The following is a 26,097-nucleotide window of genomic DNA, read 5'->3' on the forward strand; positions in this document are numbered from 1 at the left end:
AGCTTGTCAAAGCCCTATGGGTAATGTCTGATTGTGCTAAGCATTTTATTTTTATTGTTTTTTACTTTGCTGCGGCTTGGTGAAGCGAAGCTGAAGGCGCGTATCGCTGCGCAAGCCTTTATGAACTGCTCATATACTTGAACAGCACATGATTTTTCTGTGCAGCAAGAAAAGGAAGTGCTCGCAGAATGATTGGTTATGACGAACGGGGGCACATCCAAGTACTGGCTGAAAAAGTGGAGAGTGTATTTTAGCACCAGAACAAACCACGGCCGCCCCGTACCATTGCAGTGCAGGGCGGCCGGCTTCTCTGGAGATTACCGTGGTTCCGCTCCAGAATGAACTGTGCTATATAGAAGCTACTCATGTAATCATAATATGTCAAGTAGGAGGCCAACAATATGTATCTGGATGAGAGCGTATGTCTTGGATTAGATATCGGGATAGGCTCAATAGGGTGGGCGATGGTCCGATTGCAGCCTGACGGTATGGCCTCAATTTATAATTATGAAGGAAAGGGCGGGAGAAGTTTTCCTGCTTTAGGAGTTCGTACATTCGACGTGCCTGAAAATCCCAAGACCAAAGAATTGCTCAGCAAGCAGCGGCAGACTGCGAAACGACAGCGAGTAACAATTCGGCGGCGGCGTTGGAGAATGAAAAGAATTAGAGAATTGCTTGAAGAATTTGGCCTTATTGGGTCGTTGAGTCCAGAACAATTGCACTTGCCTGTAAATCAACGCCAACATGATCCATGGCTTTTACGGAAAAAGGGTTTGGACACGTTACTATCACCTGAAGAATTAGCTGTAGTCATGTTGCATATTGCAAAACATAGAGGGTTTAAATCTAACAGCAAGGCAGACAAATCCAGTGCTAGCAACTCCGAAACAGGAAAAATGTTGCAGGCGGTAAGCCATTTGGAAGAACGCTTTCGCGAGGCAGGTTGTAGGACTGTAGGAGAATACATGGTTGAGCTTCCTCGCAAGCGGAATAGGGCTGGCATCGACGGCAAGCCAGTGTATGAACGCACGCTGCTCCGAAAGTTGCTTGAGGACGAAATTATTCTGCTTTTTGAAAAACAGCGTGAGTATGGAAGTAACGTAGCAACAGATGAACTTCTATCGGCCTATCGACCTTTGGCGTTTGATCAGAAACCCTTGAAAAGTCGTGAAGACTTGATCGGTTATTGCCTTTTTGAAGTAAACGAAAAACGAGCTCCTGCAAAATCGTATACAGCCGAGCGTTTTCGCTTGGCCCAGAAACTGAGCACCCTGCGTTTGCGCAGTCCGGGCGGAAACCTTGAGCGAATACCTCCACAAAAAGTGAAAGCAATTGTGGGCGAAGTTGGAAAAAAGAAGAGCTTGACTTTCAAACAATTGAAAAAAAGGCTTGGTAGAGAGGAAGCCAGCTTCGATAAGCTTAACTACGCACGTAAGGACGCAAACGGAAAGATTACCGACCCGGAAAGTAAGGACATTTTGGGCATGAGTGGTGGGTGTACTCAGGGAAGCTATATCTTCGCCTCCGTCTTGGGATGGGAGGGGTTCCAAAGACTCGTGCAAAAGAGAATGTCTGATGGGCAGCTGGTTGTCGACTCTTTGGCTTGGCTTTTTACCATCCATGATGACCTCGCTCTCATCGAGGCAGGTATGCAAAATTTACCACTCGAAGAAAGAGAGCGAAAAGCTTTACTCATGGCGTTGAAAGAGGGGCGGTTCGCCAATTTTCGTCAGGTGGCAAAACTATCGCTCAAGGCCATGCAGTCCATTTTGCCCCATATGATAGATACCGGTGATTACGATCTTGGATGCAAGGAAGTGGGCTATGAGCATGCGGCCGCGCGGCAAGTGGATATGCATTCTGTGCGAAATCCAGTTGTGCAGCGCATCATGAGTGAGGTTCGCAGGCAGTTTAAGACTATTGTGTATGAACTTGGTGTTATCCCAGGAAGGGTGCATGTCGAATTGTTGCGAGATGTAGGAAAGAGCGTTGAAGATAGAAACGCAATCAAAAAGGGACTTGATCGTCGCACGGATGAAAGAGAAGTGCATCGCAACCGATTCGCCGAATTGGTGGGAAAGAATCCTGAGCATGTGTCCAGGACGGAACTCATGCGCTACGAACTTTGGAAAGAACAGGGGGAGCAGTGCGCATATTATCTACTCTGGAAAGATCATGGAGGAAGGCAGGCCTATGCCGGTAACCAGGGGCACATCTCTCCCGTGGAATTGTTGGACGGACCTAATGCTGCGCAGATCGACCACATCCTTCCCCGTAGCAGGACTTTCGACAATCGATTTTACAATCTCTGCCTAGTAAGAGTTGAAGCTAATCAGGCCAAGGCAGGACGTACTCCATACGAGTGGATAGGCAAAGATCATCCTGAGACGTGGCACGTTTTTGAAGAGTGGGTTCGTTCCTTGCGGATAAAGGGCTTCAAGAAGCGCAACTATACACTCAAGAATCTGGATAGTGAAATGGAGGGGAAATTTCACGAGCGTAACAAGCACGATAGCAGTTATGCAGCTAAATTGACATTACAATGGCTGGCCAAGGAATATGAACAGGAATTTAATGTTCCCATGCAAAGACAAGACGGCAGCGGTATAAGAAGGATTTTTGTCAGACCAGGAAGAATAACCTCTGACCTGCGACGAGCATGGGGGGTGGAGAGCCTGAAAAAAGACGCTCATGGCAGGCGAATCGGGGACAGACACCACGCCTTAGACGCTCTTTTAGTTGCTCTTTGCAGCGAGGGCATGCTGCAGCGTCTTACGAGAGCCTACCAGCGGATGGATACGTGGCAGGATAAGTATCGGCTTGTTCCTGACCTAGAACTCCCATGGCCTGATTTCAGGGAAGATACCGCTCGTCTGCTGCGTGGCGTCTTTGTTTCTCGAAAAGAGCGCGGCAAAGAAAAGGGGCGGCTTCACGAAGATACGTTGCGGCAGATACGACAGGAAACTGATGCGAATGGCGAAGCTGTTGCGATGCTGTATGAACGTAAAGCCGTAAAAGACTTGAGCCTAAAGGATCTCGATCGCATCAAAGACCTGGAACGTAACGCTTGGCTGCGGGATATTCTGCAAGGTTGGATCAATGCAGGAAAACCAGCTGACGCCCCACCGTATTCACCCAAAGGTGATGTTATTCGTCGCGTGCGCATAAAACGAGGGCCTTTTACCAGCGGAGTGACACTGCCAAGGGGAGGTGGCGTTTGTCAGGCCGACAATGCCTCCATAGTACGTACCGATGTCTTTAAAATGCAGGGGAAGTATTACCTTGTCCCAGTCTACGCGAGTCAAATTTCTGAACCAGCTCCACCAAACAAGGCCATTGTGGGAAATAAAAATGAAGATGAATGGCTGTTAATGGACGCGGAATCTGCATTTTGTTTTACCATAACCAAAAATTGCTACGTCGTTGCAACAAAAAATAATGGTGAAGTGCATGAGGGATATTATGTAGGTACAGACAGAAGCGTAGCTGCCATAGTATTGGCTGCTGCATATGACCACTCCGAGACAATCAAAGTGGGAGTCAAGAATCTGAAGAGCTTCGACAAATACCGTGTTGATCGGCTTGGAAATTTGCATCTGGTAAAAGGGGAGACGCGGACATGGCATGGCGCGGCCTGCACTTGAGCGAAGCAGCTAGAATCTCCCTGAACAAGGGACGGTTGTTGGTTGAGCCTGAAAGCGGCGCCTCTGTTGCCGTACCCCTGGAAGACGTGGCGTATGTTGTGCTGGACACCCCCCGGGTGATGCTGACAGCTGCATTGCTTTCCGCTGCTGCAGCAAATGGATGCCTGGTTATTACGACTGACAGGCGGCACATGCCCAATGGCGCTCTTCTCCCTTGCAACGGCTATCATCGTCAGGCACAGACAGCCAGGCTGCAGATGGCCCTTACATCGCCCCGTAGGAAACGTCTCTGGCAAGCCATTGTCAGGCGAAAGATTGAAAGCCAGGCGCTAAGTCTTGAACTTGGTGGCGTAACGGCTGAGGCGCAATTGCTGCTTTCCCTGGTCAAGAAAGTTCACAGTGGGGACACTGGAAATGTGGAGGCTCAGGCGGCCCGGCAGTATTGGCCAGGGTACAGACTGAGTTGCGGGGTGCGCACCGGTGGCCGCACCCCACGGAGAGGGGACAGGCTCGATTCTCTGCTGGACTATGGCTACGCCATTGTTCGTGCGTGCATCGCCCGGTATCTTTCTGCATATGGCTTTTGGCCTTCACTTGGGGTGCACCACGCCAACGACCAAAATCCTTTTAATTTGGCGGATGACCTTTTGGAGCCATTGCGCCCCTTGGTGGATGTGCACGCCAGAAACGTTTTTCTCACTTCGCCCGAGAAAGAAAACCTCGACATTCACGACAGGCGCGCCATGACCATGGTGCTCCATAAGGATGTGTTTCTGAAAACAGAAAGGCATGTATTGCTCGAAGGGGTGCGTCGATACGTTGAGGCGTTTCGTGCAACTCTTTCTCCTGGAAACGGCAAGGATATTCTTCTGCCGGTGATGGCGGATAGCGGAGGAGGGACGCATGCCCAGTGAGGAGGTGCGCTACATGAGGCTGATCGTTCTTTTCGATCTTCCGGTCAAGGAGAAGAAGGACAGGAGTGAGGCGTCCAAGTTCAGGAATTTTTTGCTAAAAGACGGGTACGATATGTTGCAGCTTTCTGTGTACATGCGCATCTGCCGGGGGCGCGAAGCCATAGAAAAACATATGCGCCGTTTACGAGCAAGCTTGCCGCCACACGGTAGTGTACGCGTTTTGGAACTTACAGACAGGCAGTATGCGCGCATGGAGATTCTTGTGGGGCAGGAAAAGCCTGTTGAGATAACAGCAACACAACAATTGCTGCTTTTTTAAAAAACAGAAGAGGTTGCGTTGTGCAAAGAGTGAAGATTAGTGGAAAAAGTCCCGGGGATTTAGAATATCCCCGGGAAAAACTGAAGGTTGCATCCCATCCAGACTAGCACAGTCCTTTTTGGAGGGGAACCACGGCTAGTGACGCTGGCTTGATGCTGCGTCCAGTAGACTAGCACAGTCCTTTTTGGAGGGGAACCACGGCATGACACAGAAGGGACGTTCTTGTCAAACCAGACTAGCACAGTCCTTTTTGGAGGGGAACCACGGCGCAACTATATATACCCCACAAATCCTTCTTAGACTAGCACAGTCCTTTTTGGAGGGGAACCACGGCGTACGCCATTGGCTGGGTTTCACAGAACTGAGACTAGCACAGTCCTTTTTGGAGGGGAACCACGGCATGGTAAGCAGTTCCCAGACGCTGGTGCCAAGACTAGCACAGTCCTTTTTGGAGGGGAACCACGGCTGACCTGGCCGGCATGGAAGCGCCGGCCAAAGACTAGCACAGTCCTTTTTGGAGGGGAACCACGGCTGTTTGAAAACGTTGCTGGCCACATCTCGAAGACTAGCACAGTCCTTTTTGGAGGGGAACCACGGCGCAGGGACTTCTCCCGTTTCAGCTTTTGCCAGACTAGCACAGTCCTTTTTGGAGGGGAACCACGGCGCCCCTCGAAAACTATAACATTTCGAGGGGAGACTAGCACAGTCCTTTTTGGAGGGGAACCACGGCACCCTTTTTTATCTCAAACCCTGATGACTGAGACTAGCACAGTCCTTTTTGGAGGGGAACCACGGCGTGCGGCGCCTCTGTCGGACGAATTGCGAGAGACTAGCACAGTCCTTTTTGGAGGGGAACCACGGCGAGAAGGCGCGCCGACCAACACAAAAGGTGAGACTAGCACAGTCCTTTTTGGAGGGGAACCACGGCCGCTGGCGTCGTTGTCCATGAAGTGTACCGAGACTAGCACAGTCCTTTTTGGAGGGGAACCACGGCCCAAGTGCAATGAATGGGCGGACGAACTTAAGACTAGCACAGTCCTTTTTGGAGGGGAACCACGGCTAACGCCCGCCGGTAATGGCCCCAGTTCTGAGACTAGCACAGTCCTTTTTGGAGGGAACCACAGCTAAACCCTGAAAGTAAAAAAGCCCCCGAAAAATCAGGGGCTTGAAGATCGGTTGGCGTCCCAGGTAGGATTCGAACCCACGACCGTCGGCTTAGCGTACCACCACGGATTTCCCCGCCACGCGCTGTGCGTGTTCGTGGTCTGGACTATCCCTTCGCCATGCCCCGCAAGGGGGCGCAGGCGCCGGCCGTCTAGTCTCTACACCTTCCGGGGGTATGCCCCCCGGCTTGGCTCGGGATTACCATCTGCGTGTGCGGCAGGAAGGCTTCCCCGAATTTGGCCGGTTCTACTCCCGGGGTTTCCCCCGGGGCACTCCATTCAGAAGGCCGATGCTCTATCCGACTGAGCTACTGGGACGCTGACGCAAGGGAAGTACCCCTCGCGGCAGGAAGCATTCACTATATCGCCATGCCCCTTGGGGTCAAGGCTTCTTGTTATCGTCTTTTCAACCTTGTTGCATTTCCTGAATCAATTCCATGAGGCGCCGCATTTGTTCTTCCAGGGCGCCGATGGCCTCGCTGGCCTGGCGCATGCCCCGCGCCGTTTCACTGGCGATGGAGTTGATTTCATCCATGGCGCGGTTGACCTCCTCGCTGGAGGCGCTTTGCTCTTCCGCCGCTGTGGCAATGGCGCTGACCTGGTCGGCGTTGCCTTCCACAATGCGCACTATCTCGCGCAGAGCCTGGCCGGCGTTTTCCGCCAGTTCGGAGCTGGTAGCAATGGCGGAAGCCGCGGATTTGGTGGCCATCACGCTTTTCTCGGTGCCGGTCTGGATGCGCCCCACAGTTTGTGAAACTTCCTTGGTGGCGCTCATGGTCTTTTCCGCCAGCTTGCGGACTTCGTCGGCCACCACGGCAAAACCGCGGCCTGCTTCGCCGGCGCGCGCCGCTTCGATGGCCGCGTTCAGCGCCAGCAGGTTGGTCTGGTCGGCAATGTCTTCGATAACGGTGATTATCTGGCCAATGCCCTGGGCGTGTTCGCCAAGGTCCGCCATGATGCTTTGCAGTTCATCCGCCTGATTATTGATGTCGGATATGGAAGCCACAACTTCGGTAACGGCTTTTTGCCCCTGCAGGGCCGTGTTGCGCGCGTCCTCCGCCCCTTGAGCGGATGCGGTGGCGTTGCTGGCGACCTCGTAGACGGTGTTGTTCATCTGTTCCATGGCAGTGGCGGTTTCTTGGGTGCGTTGGTCTTGGCGCTGCGTTCCCTGGGCCGCCTGCTCAACCTGCTGCGTAATGTCTTTTACTGCGGCGAACACTTCCGTGGCGATGGCGTCCACGCGGCGCGCCACACCGGATATTTTTTCGTTATGCTCGCGGATGGCGGCTTCCTGTTCGCGCACCGTTGTCAGGTCGAAGTAAAGGGTGAAGGCCCCTGTGAGTTTGCCGTCAAAGTCATAGATGGGGTTGGCATTGACGCTCAAAATACGTTTGACCGTGTCCGTCTGGACTTCCATTTCCCCTGAGATGCGTTCATTTTTCTCGATGGCATGCTGCGAACGGGTGGAGCGGGTGGCATCGTTGAAAAAGAACTCGCCCGCTTTTTTGCCGATATATGTCTCCGGGGTGCCAGGCTTTTCCATTGTCTTGATAAGAATGTCGTTGGTGTGGGTGATGCGGGATTCGTTATCCAGAATCAGATACGGAAATGCGCCGGATATGGAGTCCAGTATTCCCCGGGTAAAACCAAGCTCGGCCTTCAGCTTGTCGACCATTCTGCTGAGGTTGCTTGCCAGGTGGGCAAGCTCGTAGCGGAAGTGCCCTTTCAAGGGGGCAGTGTATTGCCCCGAGGCTACCTGGTCAGTGTATATCTCTATTGCATGCAAGGGGGCGATGAGCAGTTTGCGCATGGCAAAGACAATGAGCCCCACCAGGAGAATCACTATGCAAATTCCCGCCACCAGCAATGTGTTGCGCTGTTGCGTGGAGGTGGACGTCAGTTCGGACATGTCCGCGGTGACCAGCAGTTTCCACTCGCCCATTGGGAGGGGCGTCACTGCGGTCAGTTTGGCGTGCCCGTCAACCTCATACTCCGCAAATCCTTCACTTTTGGCCATATCTGCATGGGGGGACAGCTCCATCAGGGCGCTCATGTCGCCAGAGGGCGGCCCGGCAAGCAGTCTGCCTTGCCCGTCAATGATGCTGACATAACCGGTGGAGCCCACAGTCACGGGGTTGATGAATTCGTCAGCAAAGTTGTCCCACCTTGGATAGATGACAATACCGCCGGCAAGGTCCCCGCCAAGGTCCAGAACAGGGGCGGCCACGGCGAAAACCGCGGCTTTTTCCTGTTCTCCTGCAAGGCGGATATCGTGGTCAACGTAGACTTCGCCCGTATCCAGAATATGCTTTACATAAGGAGTGGCAGCCAGCTCCATATCCGTCATGTCATGTCCAGCCGCATCCACGCCGGCCATGACGTAGCCTTCGTAATCAAAAAGGCAGATGGCCCACAGTCCTTTGTAGCCTTTGAGGAAGTCCTGGATGATCTTGCTCGCGTCCTTCAAAAAATAATCTGACTGGAGCGCGCTTTGAAAAGCGGACTGCGCCGAGAGAGACTGCGCCAGGGCCAGGGCATTGTCGAAATAATTGTCAACAACGCTGGCCGTAAACTGCCCCGCAGTCTGCATGGTGCCTTTCTCCAGCTTCAAGGCCATGGACGAGGTGGAACCGTTGACGTAAAAGACCAATGCGCCAATTGTAAGCGCAACGACCAGAAGCACAGCCAGTGCAAGCTGGCCGCCTATGCTTTTGAGCCCCATACCGCGTCTCCTGTGCTGCTATTACGAGTTTTGGCCGATGGATTACGCAAAGGAAAAGCCGATTGAAGTATGCATGCCTTTGCACGATGTCGGAAAAAAGAAGCTACATTTTTAGGTCCACATTGGCAAATAAATGAAAAGCAAACCACTGCGCATAAGGCACTGGGTAACATTCCGGTAGCATGACAAACACAAACGAATTCGCTTCCCTTACTGTTTTTGAAGCATATCTGGAGCAGCTTGGACAGTTCCGCATGCAATTGGGGCTCGAACGGGTCCTGTCCTCCTTGCGTGCGTTGGCGCACGCTACTGCTGGCGCGCGTTCCACCCAAACGGTGGCGCGGGTTGTCGGCACCAACGGCAAGGGCACGACAAGTTGGTTGCTGGCTCGTCTGGCGGCCGCGCATGGATTGCGGGTAGGGCTTTTCACGTCTCCCCATTTCATCTCCCCCCGTGAGCGGATTATGATTCTCGATACCCAAGGCGCGCGCATGGCCACTGATAGCGAATGGCTGGAACTGGCCAACACCGTCTATGCGGCCGGTCCCGTGGTGCCCACTGATTATGCGGGCGAGGATATGCGCTGTGCCGAGGGGCTCAGTTATTTTGAGTATCTGACTGTCATGGCCGCAGAATTTTTTGGACAGCAGGGGGTGGATGTGGCCGTGTACGAAGCCGGCCTCGGCGCACGGTGGGACGCCACCGCAGCCCTTGGCGCGCACCTGGCCTGCATCACGCGTATCGGCCTGGACCACGAGCACATCTTGGGAAAAGGTGTTGCCGCCATTGCCAAGGAAAAGGGGCATGCGCTCAGACAGGGCGCCCGCCTGGGGCTGGCCAGCCCGCAAACCCCAGAAGCATGGGGCGAGTTGGAGCGTGCATCTCAGGAAGGGGGCACACCGCTCATGGCGGTAAACCTGGCCCCCGCAACTACTTTTGACCCGGCACCCCACCTGGGTATGATGGGCGGGCATCAGGCCCAAAACGCCCGGCTGGCAATGGCTGCCTGGCGTGTTATCGCCGGTTGGCGGGGGGTGGATGTGGAAGAAGAGCTGTGCCGCAGGGTCTGTGAGCATGCCGCCCTGCCGGGGAGATTGCAGAGCGTTGCCGCGGTGCCTGGCAGATTTCCATATCTTTTGCTGGATGGCGCGCATAACGAGGATGCCTTTTTGGCGTTGCAAAGCGCCCTCACCAGTGCAAACATTCGCCCTCGGGCTGTGGTGGCGGCGTTCATGGCGGATAAGGACATGAAAGAGGTGGCCCCGGTTCTTGCCGCTCTGGCAACTGGGGCGCCGGTGTATCTGCCTGCGCTTTCAGATATTCCACGGGCTGCCGCACCAGAAACAGCCGCTGCTATCCTGGAGGAACACGGGTGCCTCACACACCCCATGCCGCACTTGGCCGCAGCCATGGACGCATTGAAAGATATGCAGAGTAGTCCGCAAAGGCCGGTATTGCTCTGTGGCTCCTTGTTTTTGCTGGGCGAGTTCTTTAAGCTGCGGCCCGAAACACTTGTTTGGCAATAATCCGTAACATCTGTCGCAGGTTGGCTGCAGACCGCCTGCCAACGGGAGCTGCCGGTGGCGAACCTTTACAAGCTGTTGCCCTCTGTTGATGTGGTTTTACGTAGCCTGGACGTGGAGAATACAGGCAAGGGCGCACCGCGCCCGCCGCGAACAATGTTGCGCGACCTGGCCAACGAGTTTCTGGACCTCTGCCGCGAGGAAATACGCGCTGGCATTTTGAACGCTCCGGAACAGCTGGAAGAAGCGGCATTGCTCAAGCGCCTGGCTGTGTATGTACGCATGCGTTCGCGCCCCCATTTTCGCAGAACCATCAACGCCACAGGCGTGGTGGTGCATACAAATCTTGGGCGCTCTTTGCTGTGTGATGAAGCCATCCACGCCGTGCACGAGGCCAACCGCTGGTATTCCAACCTGGAGTTCGACCTTGCCAAGGGCAAGCGCGGTTCGCGCTACAGCCATGTGGAAGAACTGTTGTGCCGCGTCAGTGGCGCCGAAGCCGGCCTTGTGGTCAACAACAATGCCGCTGCGGTGATGCTGGTACTGGAAACCCTTGCCAAGGGGCGCGAGGTCGTGGTTTCGCGCGGACAGCTCGTGGAGATCGGCGGCAGTTTTCGTATACCCGAGGTCATGGCCAAGAGCGGCGCCATACTGCATGAGGTGGGCGCCACCAACCGTACCCATCTGCGCGATTATGAGAACGCCATCAACGAAGAGACCGCCGCGTTGATGAAAGTGCACGCCTCCAATTTCCGGATCATCGGCTTTACCAAGGAAGTCACCCTGGAGGAGCTTGTGACATTGGGACGCGAGCGCGGTTTGCCCGTCATAGAAGACCTGGGCAGCGGCAACTTTATGGATTTTCGCCCCATTGGGCTGGGGCACGAACCCACGGTGCAGGAAGCCGTCGCATCAGGGGCGGACGTGGTCACTTTCAGCGGCGATAAGGTGCTTGGCGGCCCCCAGGCCGGCATCATCGTAGGCCGCAAGGAAATCATCGAGCGCATCAAAAAGAACCCCATGAACCGCGCCCTGCGTATAGACAAGATGACCCTGGCTGCCCTGGAAGCCACTTTGCGCCAGTATCTGGACCCGGAGGTTGCGCGCAAGAACGTACCCACGCTGCGCATGATTACGGCAAAGCCGGACGAACTGCAGGCCAAGGCGCGTAAGCTGGCCCGCCGGCTGAAGCGCGATGCCTCCCTGACCAGCGCCATGGATACTGGTATGCGTTCCGGCATGTCACGGGTTGGGGGCGGTTCCTTTCCGGAATACGGACTGCCTACAACACTGGTCACCCTGGAGTGCAAGGGCGCTTCGGCAGAAGCGCTGCGTGACGCCTTGTTGCAGACCGACCCCCCGCTTATAGGGCGCATTGAGGACGATCTTTTTTGCCTGGACCCACGCACCCTGGACGATGCGGAGTTTGCCGCCGTTGCCGATGCCTTGCGCCAGGCACTCGAATCCCTTGGCCTGCTGGACGCACAACAGGCCTGAAACCGTAACCCAATAAGATAGACAATGAGTAACGAAGAAAAAAAACAAAACGAGCTGGAATATTCCCCCACAAATTGCTGGGAGCGCTTTGCCGCCGCAGAGGACCGTGACGCCATGGACGCCCTGGCAGGGCGCTATCTGGAGTTTCTTTCCACCTGCAAAACCGAACGGGAGACGGTGGACTATCTGCTGGAGCGTTTTGCCCAGGCCGGATACACAGAAGATTTTTCCGGGGAGTTGGTGCTGCGGGAATTTCGCGGCAAGACCCTGTTTGTGGCCAGACGCGGCTTGCACCCCCTTTCACAGGGATTCAGGCTGTTGGGCGCTCACGGTGATACACCCCGGTTGGATCTGAAGCAGCACCCTTTGTATGAAGACTGCCACATGGGGCAGGCAAAGACCCATTACTACGGTGGCATCAGGAAGTATCAGTGGCTTTCGCGCCCCCTGGCGCTGCATGGCGTGGTGGTCAAGGGCGATGGCCAGAAGGTGAAGGTCTGCATTGGCGAAGAAGCGGACGAGCCTGTTTTCACCGTGCTCGACCTGCTGCCGCATCTGGCGCAGGATCAGAACGAAAAGAAATTGTCCAAGGCTTTTGAAGCCGAAAAAATGAATATTGTTCTGGGGCATGCGCCCTGGAAGTCGGCCGAAAATGGCGACGGGGATGAAGATGCAGCTTCGGCGACGGTGAAGAGTCCGGTAAAGCGCCATGTGCTGGAGATTCTGCACGCCAAGTATGGCATTGTGGAAGAAGACCTTTACAGCGCAGAGCTGCAGGCTGTGCCGGCCGGGCCTGCCCGTTGGGTGGGGTTGGACCGCTCCCTCATTGGCGGCTATGGGCAGGATGACCGTATTTGCGTTTTCGCCGCCATGGAGGCCATGCTGCAGGAACAGGAACCTCCTGAATATACCCAGGTGCTGGTGGTCTGGGACAAGGAGGAGATCGGCTCCGACGGGTCCACGGGCGCAAAGTCCATGTTTTTGGAATACTGTCTGGAAGCCCTGACCCAGACCTGGGAGCCCGGAACGCCGCTGCGGGAGGCCATGCTGCATGCAAAGGCCATCTCTGCAGATGTTCATGGCGCGCTGGACCCGGACTATCAGGAGCTGCACGAAAAGCTCAATGCCGCGCTCATCGGCCATGGACCCACGTTTTGTAAATTCACGGGACACAGGGGCAAGATCGCCGCAAACGACGCCCATGCCGAATACGTTGCCTGGCTGCGGGGGGTCTTGAACCGCGCCCAGGTGCCCTGGCAAATGGCCGAGCTTGGCAAGGTGGACGGTGGCGGCGGTGGCACGGTGGCCAAATATCTGGCTGCCTACGGCATGGACATTATCGACTGCGGCCCCCCGATTCTGGCCATGCACAGCCCCTTTGAAATCAGCAGCAAGGCCGATCTCTACGCCACGGTCAAAGCCTTTGGCGCCTTTTTGCAGAGTTAGATAAAACAGCAATGTGATTGTGCGGCGGTGGAGCTCCTGCTGGAACTTCACCGCCGGGAACGCACTACAACTGGCAAAGAGCCTTAGCCGAGGAGGGGCGCATGCCTGTCATCATGGGAACGGCCGGGCACATAGACCACGGCAAAACCACGCTGATACGAACCTTGACCGGGATCGACTGCGACCGGCTTGAGGAGGAAAAGCGTCGCGGCATTACCATTGAGCTGGGCTTTGCCTTCATGGACCTTGGCGGCGAAGGGGATGAAGCCCGCCTTGGCATAGTGGACGTCCCCGGGCACGAGCGTTTCGTTAAAAACATGGTGGCGGGAGCCGCCGGCATCGACTTTGTGCTGCTGGTCATCGCGGCGGACGAAGGCGTGATGCCCCAGACGCGGGAACACCTGGAAATTTGCAGTCTGCTTGGCATCAAGCGCGGCATGGTGGCGTTGACCAAGCTGGACATGGTGGACGAAGAGTGGTTGGAGTTGGTCAAAGAGGACGTTGCCAATTTCCTGCAGGGAACCTTTCTGGAAGATGCTGCAATGGTGCCTGTCTCGGCCCAGTCCGGAGAAGGCATGGACGAACTGCGGCAACAATTGGGCGAATTTGCTGCCGCACTCAAGCCCAAACGCAGGATCGACCTTTTCCGGCTGCCAGTGGACAGGATTTTTACCATGAAGGGCTACGGCACTGTGGTGACGGGCACGATGATCTCGGGCAGCATTTCAGTGGGGGATGAGGTTTTTCTCTATCCACAGGAGCACGGCAGTAAAGTGCGCGGTCTGCAATCCCATGGATCGACAGTGGAGACCGCCCCTGCCGGACGACGTACGGCCGTGAATCTGCAAGGGATGGAAGTGGCGGATATCGAGCGGGGCAATGTGGTGGCCCGCCCTGGCACACTGTTCCCCCATGCGGTTTGGGATGTGGAGCTTTCCTGTCTGAAGTCCTCGCCAAGGGCGCTGCGTCACAGAACACAGGTGCATTTCCACCATGGCTCGCGAGAGACCTTGGCCAGGCTCTATTTTTTGGATCGGGACAAACTTGCCCCAGGCGAGAAAGCTGTCTGCCAGGTGCGTTTTGAAGAGCCAATGGTGGGCGTGCATGGCGACCATGTCGTGGTTCGCGCCTATTCCCCGTTGCGTACGGTGGCGGGGGGCGTTCTCCTCAACCCCTTGGGGCGCAAGGTAAAGCGCTTTTCAGAAACGGTGAACAGCATTGCCAGCCTGAATGAAGAAGAGGTGGACGGCAATGTGGCGGAGGTGGAACAACGCCGGGTACTGACGCATTTGCGTCTTGCCGGCAAGGAGGGCCTGAATTTCGCCCGCCTGCGCATACTTTGTAACCTGGAAACAAAAGGGTTGGAAAAAGCGCTGCAGGATCTTTTGGGCAAGCAGCAGGCCTTTCTCTTTGACCGCGAAGAACGCTGGTACGTTGCTGACGCTACGGTGGAAACACTGGCAAAGGGCGCGCTTGACCAGGTATTGGCGTTCCATGCCAAGGAGCCAATGAAGCAAGGGCTCTCAAGGGCGGCACTGGCCTCCACATGGGGGCGGCGACTCAAACCCAAACTCCAGCACTTCATCCTTGAACGCCTGCTCAAGCAGGGGGAGCTGGTTGTGGAGCAGGAAGTGTTGCGCCACAAAGACCACAAGGTTTCCCTGGCTGCAGATCAGAAAACACTACGCGAAACCATCCTGCAGGCATATTTGCAGGGCGGTGTCACCCCGCCAAACCTGAAAGACGTGCTGGAACCCCTGGAACTCTCCCCGCGCGAGGCCCAACCCGTGCTGACCCTGCTGCAGAAAGAAGGGGCGCTGGTAAAGATCAAGGAAGAGATGTTCTACGCCAAGGAAGCCCTGGATACGGTACGCGGCCAGGTTGTGGCCTACCTGCAAGAGAACGAGGAAATGGGGCCCCAGGAATTTCGCGAGATTACCAGCCTTTCCCGCAAGTTCGCCATTCCTCTGCTGGAACACCTGGATAAGGAAAAGCTCACCGTCCGCGTTGGAGACAAGCGTAGATTGCGCAAACGCTAGTTTGTGCTCGTATGTACATATTTGTTACATTTATGTGTCATGTGTTGCATTGTTATGGCGGCAGGAGTATATGTACGCCATGCAAGTCGACGCTGTACATAAAGAAATTCTCCAGGATATCGCTAGCTTCAGTACAATCGAGCGGTACCGAGGAATGATGCCCATGAAGCTGGCCATGTGCTTTGACGAACTGCGTATTGCAGAACTCGTGGAAGCCGGGCTCATAGAGCGGATCCAGATCAGCTATGCCTGCGGGCAGGAAGCCACGCTGCTCAAGCTTACAGATGCAGGAGAGGTTTTGCTGATGGACCTGGCGGAGGGTGATGCGGAAGCCCTGGCCAGGTTACGGCGCAGGGCGGAGAAGGTAGTGACGCACAGAGAGTGCGCCCACCTGAGCCAGGAGCAATGGCAGATTCTGTCCGATGTCTACCACTACACCAATATCCCCCGTTTTGGCGGGCTCATGCCCCAGGAAGAGGTGGGGATATACGATCAGCGCTCCGTCAACGAGCTGTTTGCCCAGGGGTTTGTGATCCGTATCAAGGCGGAACTCGGCTCCGGCGTTAAACGCAAGGGGCTTATCCTTTCCGACAAGGGGCTTACCTGTTTGGGGTTTGCCTGATTCTGCCCTATTTCAGATGACGACAAGGCGGCCGCCTGCTGCAAGTATGCAGTGGCGGCCGCCTTTTTTTATGTCCACCCCTTTTTGGGGAAGTTCTCGGACGCAGCAAACAAGCTGGGCTGTCAGTCGCAGCTAGTCCACCAGAAAAACGGCCACGTCCATCACGTTTGTCAGGGTGGGGCCGGTCAGCAGCAAGGTGCCTGTCTGTTTGAAGAAGGCGTATGCGTCGTTGTTGGCCAGATAGGCTACGGGGTCCGCACCCATGCTTTTGGCGTGGGCCAGGGTTTCGGGCAGCACCAGCGCCCCCGCTGCATCCGTGGGGCCGTCGTTGCCGTCCGTGCCGGCACACACCAGGGAAACGCGCCCCTGGCACTCGGGCACGCCTTCAAGGGCAAGACCGGCGGCCAAGGCCATCTCCTGATTGCGCCCTCCCTTTCCTGTACCGCGGATGGTCACCGTGGTCTCCCCCCCAAAAAGCAGGCAGCACGGGGCCTTGGCAATGCCATGTCCTGTGCATACATCGCGCAGCATGGCCACCATCACCTGGGCGGCTTCCCGGGCTTCCCCTTGCAGGTGGGAGGTCAGAATCACAGGCGTATAGCCCGCCTCCTTGGCCGCAGCGGCTGCCTGATCCAGCGCCATGCGGTTGGATGCCACGATTGTGTTGCGCACCGTGGTGAAGCAGTGCTCGTGCTCTTTGCAAGTCTCGGGCTGTTCACCGGCAGCGCCTTGCCGCAGCAGGTTGTTCACTTCCTTGGGCAGTCTGTCGGTAATGCCGTATTTGCCCACAATATCCAGACACCGGCGATAGCTGCTCTGATCCGGCGCAGTGGGGCCGGAGCCGATCACATCCAGCCGGTCGCCTACGACATCGGAAATGATAAGGGTTTCCGTAGTTGCAGGGTGCAGGGCGCGGGCCAGCCCTCCGCCTTTGATCAGCGAGACGTGCTTGCGCAGGGCGTTTACTTCGTCAATGCTGGCGCCGCAATCGAGCAAGGCCTGGGTAAGTTGCTGGGTCATGTCCAGTGTGACAGGGGGACGCGGCGCCGGGATCAAGGCGCTGGCGCCACCTGACAACATAAACAGCACGAGGTCCTTGGCGCCGCAGGCCTCTGCGCGTTCCAGCAGGGCGTTGGCGCCTTTTACCCCGGCTTCGTCCGGCACGGGGTGGGCTGCTTCCAGCAGTTCCGTGTGCTTCAGTTCCAGCGTGTGGCCATATTTGACAACAATGAGCCCGTCGTAGAGGCGGTCGCCGAGGATTTCCTCCAGGGCTTCCGCCATGGGCGCTGCGGCTTTGCCCGCGCCGAGCAGGCGCACACGGTTGTAGTCGTTCAGGTTGTAGGCCCTGCCCGCCACGGTGAGGATGTCGCCATCGAGTTTGACGGTGCGCTGCACGGCCTGGCGCGGCGAGACAGCCGCAATGGCGCTGCGCACGATGCGTTCCAGTGTAGGGCGACGGCTTTCGCTCGCGGCGGCAGGGGGCGGTGAAGCAGGGATGATGCCCAATTCCTTGATATTGTCATGCATGATGGGGAACCTTTAACTGGAGTAGATTTCAGGATTCAGGCAGGTTTCAGGCTCGCGTCCTTCAAGCATGGCCAGCAGGTTGCGGGCTGCAAGCAGGGCCATGGCATCGCGTGTTTCCTTGGTGGCAGATCCCACGTGCGGGAGCAGAACGGTGTTGCGCAAATCGGCCAGCCCCTCCACCAGGGCGGGTTCATGCTCGTACACATCCAGCCCCGCGCCGGCAATCTCCTCGTTACGCAGCGCATCCACCAGGGCAGCCTCGTCAATAACGGGTCCACGCCCTGTGTTGACGATGATGACTGTCGACTTCATGGCCTTGAAGGTCGCGGCGTTGAACATGTGGCGCGAGTCGGGCGTCAGCGGCGCATGAATGCTGATGTAGTCGGACTCCCGTACCAGCTGCTCAAAGGGCACGAGTTTGGCGTTAAGCTCCTGCTCCAGTGTCTTGTTGGGGCGTCCGGAGTGGTTGGTGTACAACACGGGCATTTTGAAGCCTTTGGACATCAGGGCCATGGCAGCGCCAATGCGCCCTGCGCCGACAATGCCGAGTGTCTTGCCTGTCACGCCCTGGCCAAGATACTGCAATGGCCCCCAGCCGGGCCAGGCGTCGGCGCGTACGTCGCGATCGCCTTCCGCCACACGACGGGCAACCCCAAAGAGCAGCGCCCAGGACAGCTCGGCCGTGGCTTCGGTGAGTACGTCCGGAGTGTTCGATACGGGAATGCCGCGGCGGGTGGCTTCTGGAACGTCGATGTTGTCGAAGCCGACAGCATAGTTGGCGTAGCCCTTGAGTTCCTTAGCGGCGTCAAAGAAGGCCGCGTCGATTTTGTCGGAAAGCAGGCCGAGCACGCCATGCTTGTCGCGCACAATTTCAAGCAGTTTCTCGCGCGGTAAGGGGCCGTCTTCCGGGTAAACTTCCACGTCGCATTTCTCGGCCAGCAAATCCAGGCCAGCCTGCGGTATCCTACGGGTAACAAAGACTTTATACATGCAAGTGCTCCTTGTTTTGGTACATGACAAGAATAGGCGGCAGAGTACGGATTGCGGCAGCGGATGTCCACCACGGGGGGCAACGCAAAGAGAGCGTCAGGGAAAATCAACCGAAAAAGTTTCGGAAAAAGTTTCGGAAATAATTATAATAGAAGTCTACAATAATATGCTATATAATATTAATACATGAGAAAATTTCAATGGTTATTGGAATGACGTTTCAGTAAAAGTTTTGGTAAAAGTAGGAGAGATTATGCCGGTCGCTACACGCATGGAGCCCATGCTGCCCGCCCAGCGAGAAGATTTGGAAAACCTGGCAGTCAGTGTCTACAAGGCATCGGCCAAACTTTCCGGCCAAAGCCTTTCAGAACCAACGGTAAAGTCCCTCAAAATTCTTCTGCGCGATGTAAATAGCTATTATTCTAACCTCATAGAGGGGGTGCGCACAACGTTGGCCGATATCAAACAAGGACTACGGCAGGTCTCGGTTGACGCTAAAACTAGGCGTTTGCAGCTTTTACATAAGCAAAACATTTTGGCGCAAAACCAGATTGAAGCCGAATGTTTGCAAAATGCAAGCAATGTAACGACCTTGGAATTCATTTGCAGGCTCCACCTACTGCTGTTTGAAGGCCTTCCCGAGGAATTCCTTATACAAAGGACTGACAACGGCAGCCGCGAAGCCTGTATGGTTCCAGGCCAGTTGCGGAGCGAAAATGTCACGGTCGGCGGATATATGCCTCCGGACGCAGGTGATCTCCATCATCTGCTGGCTCGATTTGGGGAGGTTTATGCGCTGGACAAACTTTCCGCGACGACAAGACTTGTGGCCGCGGCCGCCAGCCATCACCGCCTGCTCTGGATACACCCTTTTCTGGAAGGCAACGGCCGCGTGGCGCGGCTGTTCACCGACGCCTACCTCAAATGCGCTGGGCTGGATGGGTATGGTCTCTGGACGTTGAGCAGGGGGCTCGCCCGCGATCAGCAACGCTACAAAGAATATTTGGCAAAAGCGGATGTTCCAAGACAGGGAGATTACGATGGCAGGGGGGCCCTTACCGAACGGGGACTGCGTAATTTTTGTCGGTATATGTTGGAGACGGCCTTGGATCAGGCTGCATTCATGAACAAACTACTGGCCGTTGATGCTGTGCCTAGAAATATCGTGCACTACTGCAGACTTCGTTCCGAAGGAAACTTGGCTGGGCAAGGTCCTCTTCCTAAACATGCCGCCAAGATTCTTATACATGTTTTTACGTTTGGCACATTGGGCAAAGGAGAGGTCCACGATCTGATTGGTACTTCCGACAAGACCGCACGTGGTGTTGTGAAGATTTTGGAGGCAGAAGGGTTGTTGGAAAACGAATCCCGCAACGCCCCTTATACCATAGGTTTTCCAGCCAGAGCCGTGGAATTTATTTTTCCGGGCTTATGCGACCCGGGCGCTTTCTCTGAGAGTTCGCTGTGACACTGTACGTGCGGCATCAAAAAAGCGTGCGAGGGAGCCCCCCCGCACGCTGTAGTTGGAGTCTGTCTCCATCACGTCTAAGCTTATAACGTCAACGCTAATCACGTCTACGCTTATAACGTCTACGCTTATAACGTCTACGCGTATTACGTCCAGGCTAATCGCAGCTTACCATCACGGCGTCTGCCGCGTCATGGGTCAGGCGCAGGTTTTCGTCACCTTTTTGCAGCACCCAGGTTTGTCCGTTGTCTTCACGGGGCAGCACGCTGAGGGCGTCGCCTTCCTTGATATCCAGATTTTCGGCGGCTGGTAGCAGCAGTCTTACAACGCAGGCCTGCCCTTCGCGTAGCAGGCTTACTGGCACACGCGCACCGGGGCGCACTGCCGTGGGGTCTTGCGGAATGGGCTCCCCGTGGGGGTCCAGGGTGGGGTGCCCGAGCAGGTCGTCGATGTAGTTGTAGGCATCGTTGTCGTGCAAGTGCTCAAGCTCATGAGCTTTTTCGTGCAGTTCCGCAGCAGGGGTACCCACATGGGCCAGATAGGCTTCCCAGAGTCTGTGGGCGCGTTGGATGCGTCGTGCTTCGTTGCGCCCTTTGTCGCTCAGGGAGATTTGTTTGTCTTTCTGCTGCAGTATTCCCTGTTGCGCCATGGAGCGCGCGCCTCTGGCCACAGCCGCGGGCTTGTGCTGCTCTTCTTCGAGTTTCTTTTGCAGGTCCTCCAGGGACAATGCAGGGTGGTCTGCCTGTTCTGCTCTGAGAAGCGCTCCCAGAATGTCTTCCTGCAGTTGCTGCGGCACCATGCGTTTGAGGCGCATCTTTCTTGCGAGCATTCCATAGCGGGGGGCGAAGATCAGTACGACCAGGAATTGCAAGGTGCAAAAGAGCATGATTGCGCCGCCGCCTGCTGAATCGAGCCAGACGCAGAGGTAGAGCCCGCCAAGTACGCTGGTGAAGCCGAAAAAGGCGGAGAGCAGCATCATTCTGTCCAGCCGGTCACTGAGCAGGTAGGCCGTGGCGGCTGGTGTGATCAACAGCCCTACCACCAGGATGACGCCCACCATGCTTACGGCGCTGACCACCACCAGGGAAACGCAACTGGTGAAGAGGTAGTCGAGGAGCACCACGGGCAGGCCTATACTGGCGGCCATGACTGGGTCAAAGCTGATGAGCTGGAATTGACGGAACATGATGACGACGATGCTGAGCACAAGAGCCGAGGTGATGGCGGAGGCCCAGAGGTCGGCGTCGCCCACGGCCAGCACGTCGCCCATGATAAAGTGCATCAGGTCGATATGGATGTAGTTGCGGAACATGGAAACAAGCACCACGCCGGCAGCGAAAATGCCGGTGTACATGATGCCGATGGCTGTATCCTCCTTGACGCGGGAGACCCGTGAGACAAAGCCGATGCACATTACCGTGAGCACTGCGGCGAGCAGGGAGCCGATGAGCATGCCTGGCGCGTAGGCTTCGAGGCCGAAGAGCAGCTTCATGAAAAGATACCCCCCCGCAACGCCGGCAATCATGGCATGGGAGAGGGCATCGCCCAGAAAGGCCATGCGCCGGAGCACCACCAGGCAGCCGATAACGCCGCTGACGATGGCAACCACGCCGCCGCCGATGAGCGACTTGAGAAAGAATGCTTCATGGAAGGGTGCGATAAATAGATGGTGGAGCGTCTCGATCATGATGCCGCTCCTTTTCCATTAGCTGCAGCGTCCAGCTGCGCCTGGTTTTCGCGCGCTTGGGCCATGAGCGCAAAGGCCTTGAGCGTGCCTTCGTACACTTCGCTCAGGAACTCTTCCTGCAGGACCGCTTCCGGGGCGCCGTATGCGTACAGCCGCTGTTTGATGAGCGCCAGGCGGTCAAAATACTCGGCTGCTGTTGTCAGGTCGTGGTGCACCACCACCAGTGTGCGTCCTGCATTTTTGGCGCGCTCGAGAACGTCGAGAATGGCGCGTTCCGTTGCCGCGTCCACACCGGCAAATGGCTCGTCCAGGAGCAGAATATCCGACCCCTGGGCCAGGGCGCGGGCCATGAATACGCGCTGTTGCTGGCCGCCTGAAAGCTGGCCTATCTGGCGGTGGCGAAAGTCCTGCATGCGGACCATGGTCAATGCTTCGTCCACGATGCGCCGGTCTTCCGGCCCCGGGTCACGAAACCAGGATACATGCCCGTAGCGCCCCATCATGGCGACCTGCTCCACTGTGATGGGAAAGTCCCAGTCCACGCTGCCACGTTGCGGCACGTAGGCCACCAGACCCTTGGCTGATTCTGCAGTCTGCCCCTTGATGCGTACCTGCCCTACGTCGCGTTTCACAAAGCCGAGTATGGCCTTGATAAGGGTGGATTTGCCGCCGCCGTTGGGGCCGATGACGCCCACCAGCAAACCGGGGTCTATGGTCAAAGAAATATCCAGGAGGGCTGGCTTGGGCCCGTAACTGACAGTAAGGTGTTCGACTTCTATCGCCGGGGTGCTCATTCTTCTCCCCCGTGTGGGGTTTCGATTGTGACACGCAAGGTGCCCACAACATTTTGTCCAGCTTCCGCCCAGAAAGTGTCCTGGGCAATGGGGATTTCACCTCGCAGCAGTTGCAGCCGCACGGCGTTGCTCTGGGGCTGTGAGCCTTCCTCATACAAAGGGGGCGAGGCCTTGACGAGTATCTCGTTGACGCCTGCCACCAGTCCCTCGGGGAGGGTGATGCGGACCGGAACGTCAGCATCAAGGGCATCGCTGGCAAAAAACTGTTTGCCGGAGACTGCCACCGTTACCGCCGAAGGCTGCGAGTCGTCATCCTGCAGGGCAAAGGGGTCTTTTTCCGTCTTGAACGTGGGAGTCAGTTCCAGGGAGTAGTCTCCCTGTACGGAGATTTCAGTTGGCGCTTCAGTGGAACTTTTGGGTGTCTCTTTCTGCTGTAGCAGGGCGGTGCCGCCGATTATTACCAGCCAGACAAGTGCGACAAGGGCGAGCCGTGTGGACATGGGCTATTCCCCCGTCAAAGCGCCGATGATGGTCAGCACATTTTCGCGGATCATGCCGATATAGCGCTCCCCGGCCGTTCCTTTTTCTCCCATGGAGTCGGAGTAGAGCATGCCGCCGATTTCTACACCGGCTTCTTCGGCTATCTGGCGGATGAGCTTCGGATTCACGCTTGTTTCCACGAAGACAGCCTTTGCACCGCTTTTCCGGATGGATGACACTACCTGCTTGCGCCGCTCAGGGGTCATGCCGGCGCCAACTTCACTGCCCGTGCTCCAGCCTACAGGCGCAAGACTCATGTACCCGTTTGCCGGGTTAAAGCCGTATTCCCGGCAAAAGTAATTGAAGGCGTCATGGCTGGTGACCAGGACCCGTTGATTCGGCGGTATGCGCCCAACCTGAATACGAACCCAGGCGTCCAGGGCGCGGAGCTCTTGCAGATAGAGGGCTGCGCGGGCTTTGAACTTCCAGGCCTTGTCCGGCATCACCTTGGAAAGGGCGTGGGTGATGTTCGTAATATATATGGCTGCATTTTTTGGGGAAAACCAGGCATGCGGATCTTTTACCTCGCGCCCATCATAATCCATTTGCAACGGCTGCACGCCTGTGGCGCAGGCAACGACAGGCTTGCCGGCGTCTTGGGCCAGTTTGCCCATCCAGTTGTTGCCTTCGAGGTGCAGGCCGTTTTCCAGACAGAGTATGGCCCCTACTACAAGCTTGGAATCCTCGGGCGTGGGCATGTAGGTATGTGGATCAGCTCCTGGCGCGAGAATACAACTGATTGTAATATCGTCGCCTGCCACATGGCGGGCGAAATCGGCTACCTGTGTCGTGGAGCAAACCACCATGGGAGTGCTCTTTTTGTCGGCCTGTTCTTGACACTGCGCAACATCTGTAAGTGGCGACATCGCACTTGCAAGCAGCATTATGCACAGCAGAAAGAATCGTTTACGTAATCTCAAAGTCCCAATCTCCCCAGTTGGTGGTTGATGAAAGAGGGGCGTCGCCTGCAGCCTGTTTGCTGCAGGGAATAATTACAGCACCCTTTTTGTCTATCATGCCTGGGTTTTTCATGTAAACGCCAATGTGCATCATGGGGATTGCATAGAGTCACAAGAAGCGTATTCTGCGTTTAAATGGTTTTTTTCAAAGGTGGTTATCGCATTTTCGGCACATGATTCCATGCAACAAGGAGGAAGTCATGACAGATACACCTTCGGAAGAGGCAAAACAAAGTTACACCTTTATCTGCTCCAGGGGAACTCTCGACGGCGCCTACCCATCGCTGATTCTTGCGCTCAATTCCGTGCGGCTTGGGCATGAAGCAGCCATTTTCTACACCTTCATGGGGATCAATATTGTGAAGAAAGGGTATCTGGCGAAGGTGAAATTCCATATGCCCGGGTTCATGGGCGCTTTGCCTGGCATGTCACAACTTGCCACCGTCATGATGCGTAAACAGATTGAAAAAGCGAATATCCCCGATATCGAGGATCTTCTGGAAATGGCGCAACTGGAAGGGGTGCGTCTGGTTGGCTGCAAAATGACACTGGAAATGATGCAGATGGCCGAGGATGAGCTGATCGAGGGGGTGGAGGTCATGAACGCTGAACAGTACCTGAAACTGGCTGGCCATTGCGCCATCAACATGTTCACCTGATGCAAGCCAAAGGAGAAACAAATGTTTGATTCCAATTCCTGCAGCCTGCATTGCGGGCGTCTGCAAGGGGTTGCCCAGGGCACTTTTGCAGCCAACAAGGAGTATCTGCTCGAGCTGTTCTCCTCTGTGCAGTATTTTGAGGAAACGCAAGAACTGCGTATTTGCGGGGCGCGCAACCTTGCAGATGACCCGGAACAGCTGATCACCACGTTCAACAGAATCTGCGAAATGCTGGAGAAGGAGGGCAAAGGCAGCCTGTTGCTTAAATGCGAAGATACTGCCGAGGTGTGCTTCATGCGTTACAAACGGTGGAAATTGCAAGGGGTGCAAATGCCCGATGACCCTTTTGAGGGCGTTTATTACCTCGACTGAAGACCGCCCTGTAACAGGTGTTTTGCGGCGCCTGTTCACATGCGGTTAGCGTCTGGCGCGTGGAATGCGTGCATGGTGGGCGTCTCCCCTTATATGCCTGGGGCGTGACGCAAAGGCGCGGCATGCCATTATTCTTGTGCGCTTGCGACAAAAGTGGGCTGCCCCCCTATAAAAATGCCCTTGGTTCTTGACAGAATCTTTCAGGCTGCGTAGAAAATCGAAAACTACATCAATATATCTTGATATAGTGAATCATGGGTTGGGCAGCTTGTTGCTGCATGTGCCTGAAACCAAGAAAATGGATACCGCCATGAAGATAATCGATTCTATGCAGCCTGGTAAACGTCATCTCTCTCTTGAATTTTTTCCGCCCAAAGATCCGGCTGAGTGGCCTGGATTTTTGAAAGTTGCCGAGCGGCTGGCTGTCACAAATCCGCTGTTCGTCTCCGTGACCTATGGGGCCGGTGGGGGCAGTCAGGACAGCACCCTGGAAATCAGCGGCAAGCTTAAAAATGAGATAGGGCTCGAGCCCATGGCGCACCTTACCTGTGTCGGCGCTGATGCAACGAGCATTGAGGAATTCCTCGGCGGTCTGCAAGAGCGCGAAGTGCACAACGTGTTGGCGCTCAGGGGCGATCCGCCCAAGGGGATGACGCAGTTTGTGCCGGAGAACGAAGAATTTCGCCACGCATCTGACCTGGCGGCCTTTATAACCCAAAAGGCCCCCAACATGGGCGTGGCTGTTGCGGGGTATCCCGAAGCGCATCCGCAATCGCAAAGCATAGCCGAAGATCTGGAGTGGACACGCCATAAAATGGAATATGCGGATTTATGTGTGACCCAGCTATTTTTCGACAACAGGGCCTATTTCGATTTCAAGGCGCGCCTTGCGGGCATGGGCGTCAACAAGCCTTTGATCCCCGGCGTGCTGCCCATTTTGTCCCTGGGGTCCATACGCAGGATTCTGTCTCTGTGTGGTGCCAATATTCCGGGTAATTTTTATCTGGAGCTTGAAGAAGCCAATGAAAAAGGCGGCGCCAAGGCTGTGCGTGAACTGGGCGTGCAGTCCGCCATCAAGCAATGCCGTAATCTGCTTGAAGGCGGCGCCCCTGGAGTGCATTTGTATACCTTGAACCAGGCCGAAGCTTGCCTGGAGATAGCTGACGCTTTACAGGACCTGCTCTGATTCTTCGGCTCCTTGCCTGTTCCTTG

The 26,097-nt window shown here is 55.9% G+C and carries 19 protein-coding genes and 1 CRISPR repeat array; of the genes, 12 read left to right on the plus strand and 7 right to left on the minus strand.

The features are described from left to right. The first annotated feature begins 401 nt into the window (after positions 1–401). The 3 genes from cas9 to cas2 are packed head-to-tail and all read left to right on the plus strand — an operon-like array spanning position 402 to position 4,877. On the plus strand, positions 402–3,644 hold the full coding sequence (cas9, locus tag ACZ5EH_RS11720) for a type II CRISPR RNA-guided endonuclease Cas9 (RefSeq protein ID WP_464274062.1): 3,243 nt from the start codon (positions 402–404) through the stop codon (positions 3,642–3,644). Beyond that, positions 3,620–4,558, plus strand: a complete 939-nt coding sequence (gene cas1, locus ACZ5EH_RS11725) for a type II CRISPR-associated endonuclease Cas1 (protein WP_464274063.1) — start codon at positions 3,620–3,622, stop codon at positions 4,556–4,558. Before cas9 ends, cas1 begins: the two co-directional genes overlap by 25 nt. After that, positions 4,548–4,877 carry a CRISPR-associated endonuclease Cas2 gene (gene cas2, locus ACZ5EH_RS11730; RefSeq protein WP_464274064.1) on the plus strand — a complete coding sequence of 110 codons (330 nt, stop codon included), beginning with the start codon at positions 4,548–4,550 and terminating at the stop codon, positions 4,875–4,877. The genes cas1 and cas2 overlap by 11 nt, the downstream gene beginning before the upstream one ends. A gap of 100 nt (positions 4,878–4,977) precedes the next feature. Then, a CRISPR array of direct repeats spans positions 4,978–6,003; the repeat unit is 36 nt; unit sequence AGACTAGCACAGTCCTTTTTGGAGGGGAACCACGGC. A 443-nt stretch (positions 6,004–6,446) separates the two neighbouring features. Here the strand turns inward: cas2 and ACZ5EH_RS11735 are convergent. Continuing rightward, on the minus strand, positions 6,447–8,762 hold the full coding sequence (locus ACZ5EH_RS11735) for a methyl-accepting chemotaxis protein (RefSeq protein WP_464274065.1): 2,316 nt from the start codon (positions 8,760–8,762) through the stop codon (positions 6,447–6,449). 182 nt (positions 8,763–8,944) lie between these two features. On the opposite strand from ACZ5EH_RS11735, the gene ACZ5EH_RS11740 reads away from it, so the two are divergent. From ACZ5EH_RS11740 to ACZ5EH_RS11760, 5 genes are all read left to right on the plus strand, one after another. Next, complete coding sequence (locus tag ACZ5EH_RS11740) at positions 8,945–10,288, plus strand: bifunctional folylpolyglutamate synthase/dihydrofolate synthase (RefSeq protein ID WP_464274066.1); 1,344 nt, start codon at positions 8,945–8,947, stop codon at positions 10,286–10,288. A 54-nt stretch (positions 10,289–10,342) separates the two neighbouring features. Further along, the gene (selA, locus tag ACZ5EH_RS11745; RefSeq protein WP_464274067.1) at positions 10,343–11,782 is read left to right on the plus strand and encodes an L-seryl-tRNA(Sec) selenium transferase; all 1,440 of its coding nucleotides are present in this window, start codon (positions 10,343–10,345) and stop codon (positions 11,780–11,782) included. A gap of 24 nt (positions 11,783–11,806) precedes the next feature. Next, positions 11,807–13,228 (plus strand): aminopeptidase, encoded by a 1,422-nt coding sequence (locus ACZ5EH_RS11750; protein ID WP_464274068.1) that lies wholly within the window; start codon positions 11,807–11,809, stop codon positions 13,226–13,228. Between the two features lie 101 nt (positions 13,229–13,329). Continuing rightward, positions 13,330–15,267: a selenocysteine-specific translation elongation factor gene (gene selB, locus ACZ5EH_RS11755; protein ID WP_464274069.1), complete on the plus strand. Its 1,938-nt coding sequence runs from the start codon at positions 13,330–13,332 to the stop codon at positions 15,265–15,267. A gap of 79 nt (positions 15,268–15,346) precedes the next feature. Continuing rightward, positions 15,347–15,889, plus strand: a complete 543-nt coding sequence (locus ACZ5EH_RS11760; protein ID WP_464274070.1) for a hypothetical protein — start codon at positions 15,347–15,349, stop codon at positions 15,887–15,889. Positions 15,890–16,021: 132 nt separating this feature from the next. On the opposite strand, the gene ACZ5EH_RS11765 is transcribed toward ACZ5EH_RS11760, so the two are convergent. Together ACZ5EH_RS11765 and ACZ5EH_RS11770 are read right to left on the minus strand one after the other, a co-directional pair. Next, entirely contained in the window at positions 16,022–17,416 is a 1,395-nt protein-coding gene (locus ACZ5EH_RS11765) for a glycerate kinase type-2 family protein (protein ID WP_464274071.1), read from the minus strand. Between the two features lie 12 nt (positions 17,417–17,428). Beyond that, a complete protein-coding gene (locus ACZ5EH_RS11770; protein WP_464274072.1) occupies positions 17,429–18,406 on the minus strand; it encodes a 2-hydroxyacid dehydrogenase in 978 nt (325 codons plus the stop codon). Between the two features lie 253 nt (positions 18,407–18,659). On the opposite strand from ACZ5EH_RS11770, the gene ACZ5EH_RS11775 reads away from it, so the two are divergent. Next, on the plus strand, positions 18,660–19,874 hold the full coding sequence (locus ACZ5EH_RS11775) for a Fic family protein (protein WP_464274073.1): 1,215 nt from the start codon (positions 18,660–18,662) through the stop codon (positions 19,872–19,874). A gap of 157 nt (positions 19,875–20,031) precedes the next feature. On the opposite strand, the gene ACZ5EH_RS11780 is transcribed toward ACZ5EH_RS11775, so the two are convergent. From ACZ5EH_RS11780 to ACZ5EH_RS11795, 4 genes are read right to left on the minus strand one after another with little or no spacing between them, the layout of a single operon-like run. Beyond that, positions 20,032–21,561 (minus strand): metal ABC transporter permease, encoded by a 1,530-nt coding sequence (locus ACZ5EH_RS11780; protein WP_464274074.1) that lies wholly within the window; start codon positions 21,559–21,561, stop codon positions 20,032–20,034. Beyond that, on the minus strand, positions 21,558–22,355 hold the full coding sequence (locus ACZ5EH_RS11785) for a metal ABC transporter ATP-binding protein (protein ID WP_464274075.1): 798 nt from the start codon (positions 22,353–22,355) through the stop codon (positions 21,558–21,560). Before ACZ5EH_RS11785 ends, ACZ5EH_RS11780 begins: the two co-directional genes overlap by 4 nt. Then, positions 22,352–22,855, minus strand: a complete 504-nt coding sequence (locus ACZ5EH_RS11790; protein ID WP_464274076.1) for a hypothetical protein — start codon at positions 22,853–22,855, stop codon at positions 22,352–22,354. Before ACZ5EH_RS11790 ends, ACZ5EH_RS11785 begins: the two co-directional genes overlap by 4 nt. A gap of 3 nt (positions 22,856–22,858) precedes the next feature. Next, entirely contained in the window at positions 22,859–23,761 is a 903-nt protein-coding gene (locus tag ACZ5EH_RS11795) for a metal ABC transporter solute-binding protein, Zn/Mn family (protein ID WP_464274077.1), read from the minus strand. A gap of 293 nt (positions 23,762–24,054) precedes the next feature. On the opposite strand from ACZ5EH_RS11795, the gene ACZ5EH_RS11800 reads away from it, so the two are divergent. The 3 genes from ACZ5EH_RS11800 to ACZ5EH_RS11810 all read left to right on the plus strand — a co-directional run bounded on the left by ACZ5EH_RS11800 (position 24,055) and on the right by ACZ5EH_RS11810 (position 26,071). Beyond that, positions 24,055–24,513, plus strand: coding sequence for a DsrE/DsrF/DrsH-like family protein (locus tag ACZ5EH_RS11800; protein ID WP_464274078.1), 459 nt, complete (start codon positions 24,055–24,057; stop codon positions 24,511–24,513). A gap of 21 nt (positions 24,514–24,534) precedes the next feature. Further along, the gene (locus ACZ5EH_RS11805; protein WP_464274079.1) at positions 24,535–24,885 is read left to right on the plus strand and encodes a hypothetical protein; all 351 of its coding nucleotides are present in this window, start codon (positions 24,535–24,537) and stop codon (positions 24,883–24,885) included. 310 nt (positions 24,886–25,195) lie between these two features. Then, positions 25,196–26,071, plus strand: coding sequence for a methylenetetrahydrofolate reductase (locus ACZ5EH_RS11810; protein ID WP_464274080.1), 876 nt, complete (start codon positions 25,196–25,198; stop codon positions 26,069–26,071). Positions 26,072–26,097: the final 26 nt, after the last annotated feature.

The organism is Desulfovibrio biadhensis, assembly GCF_055388615.1.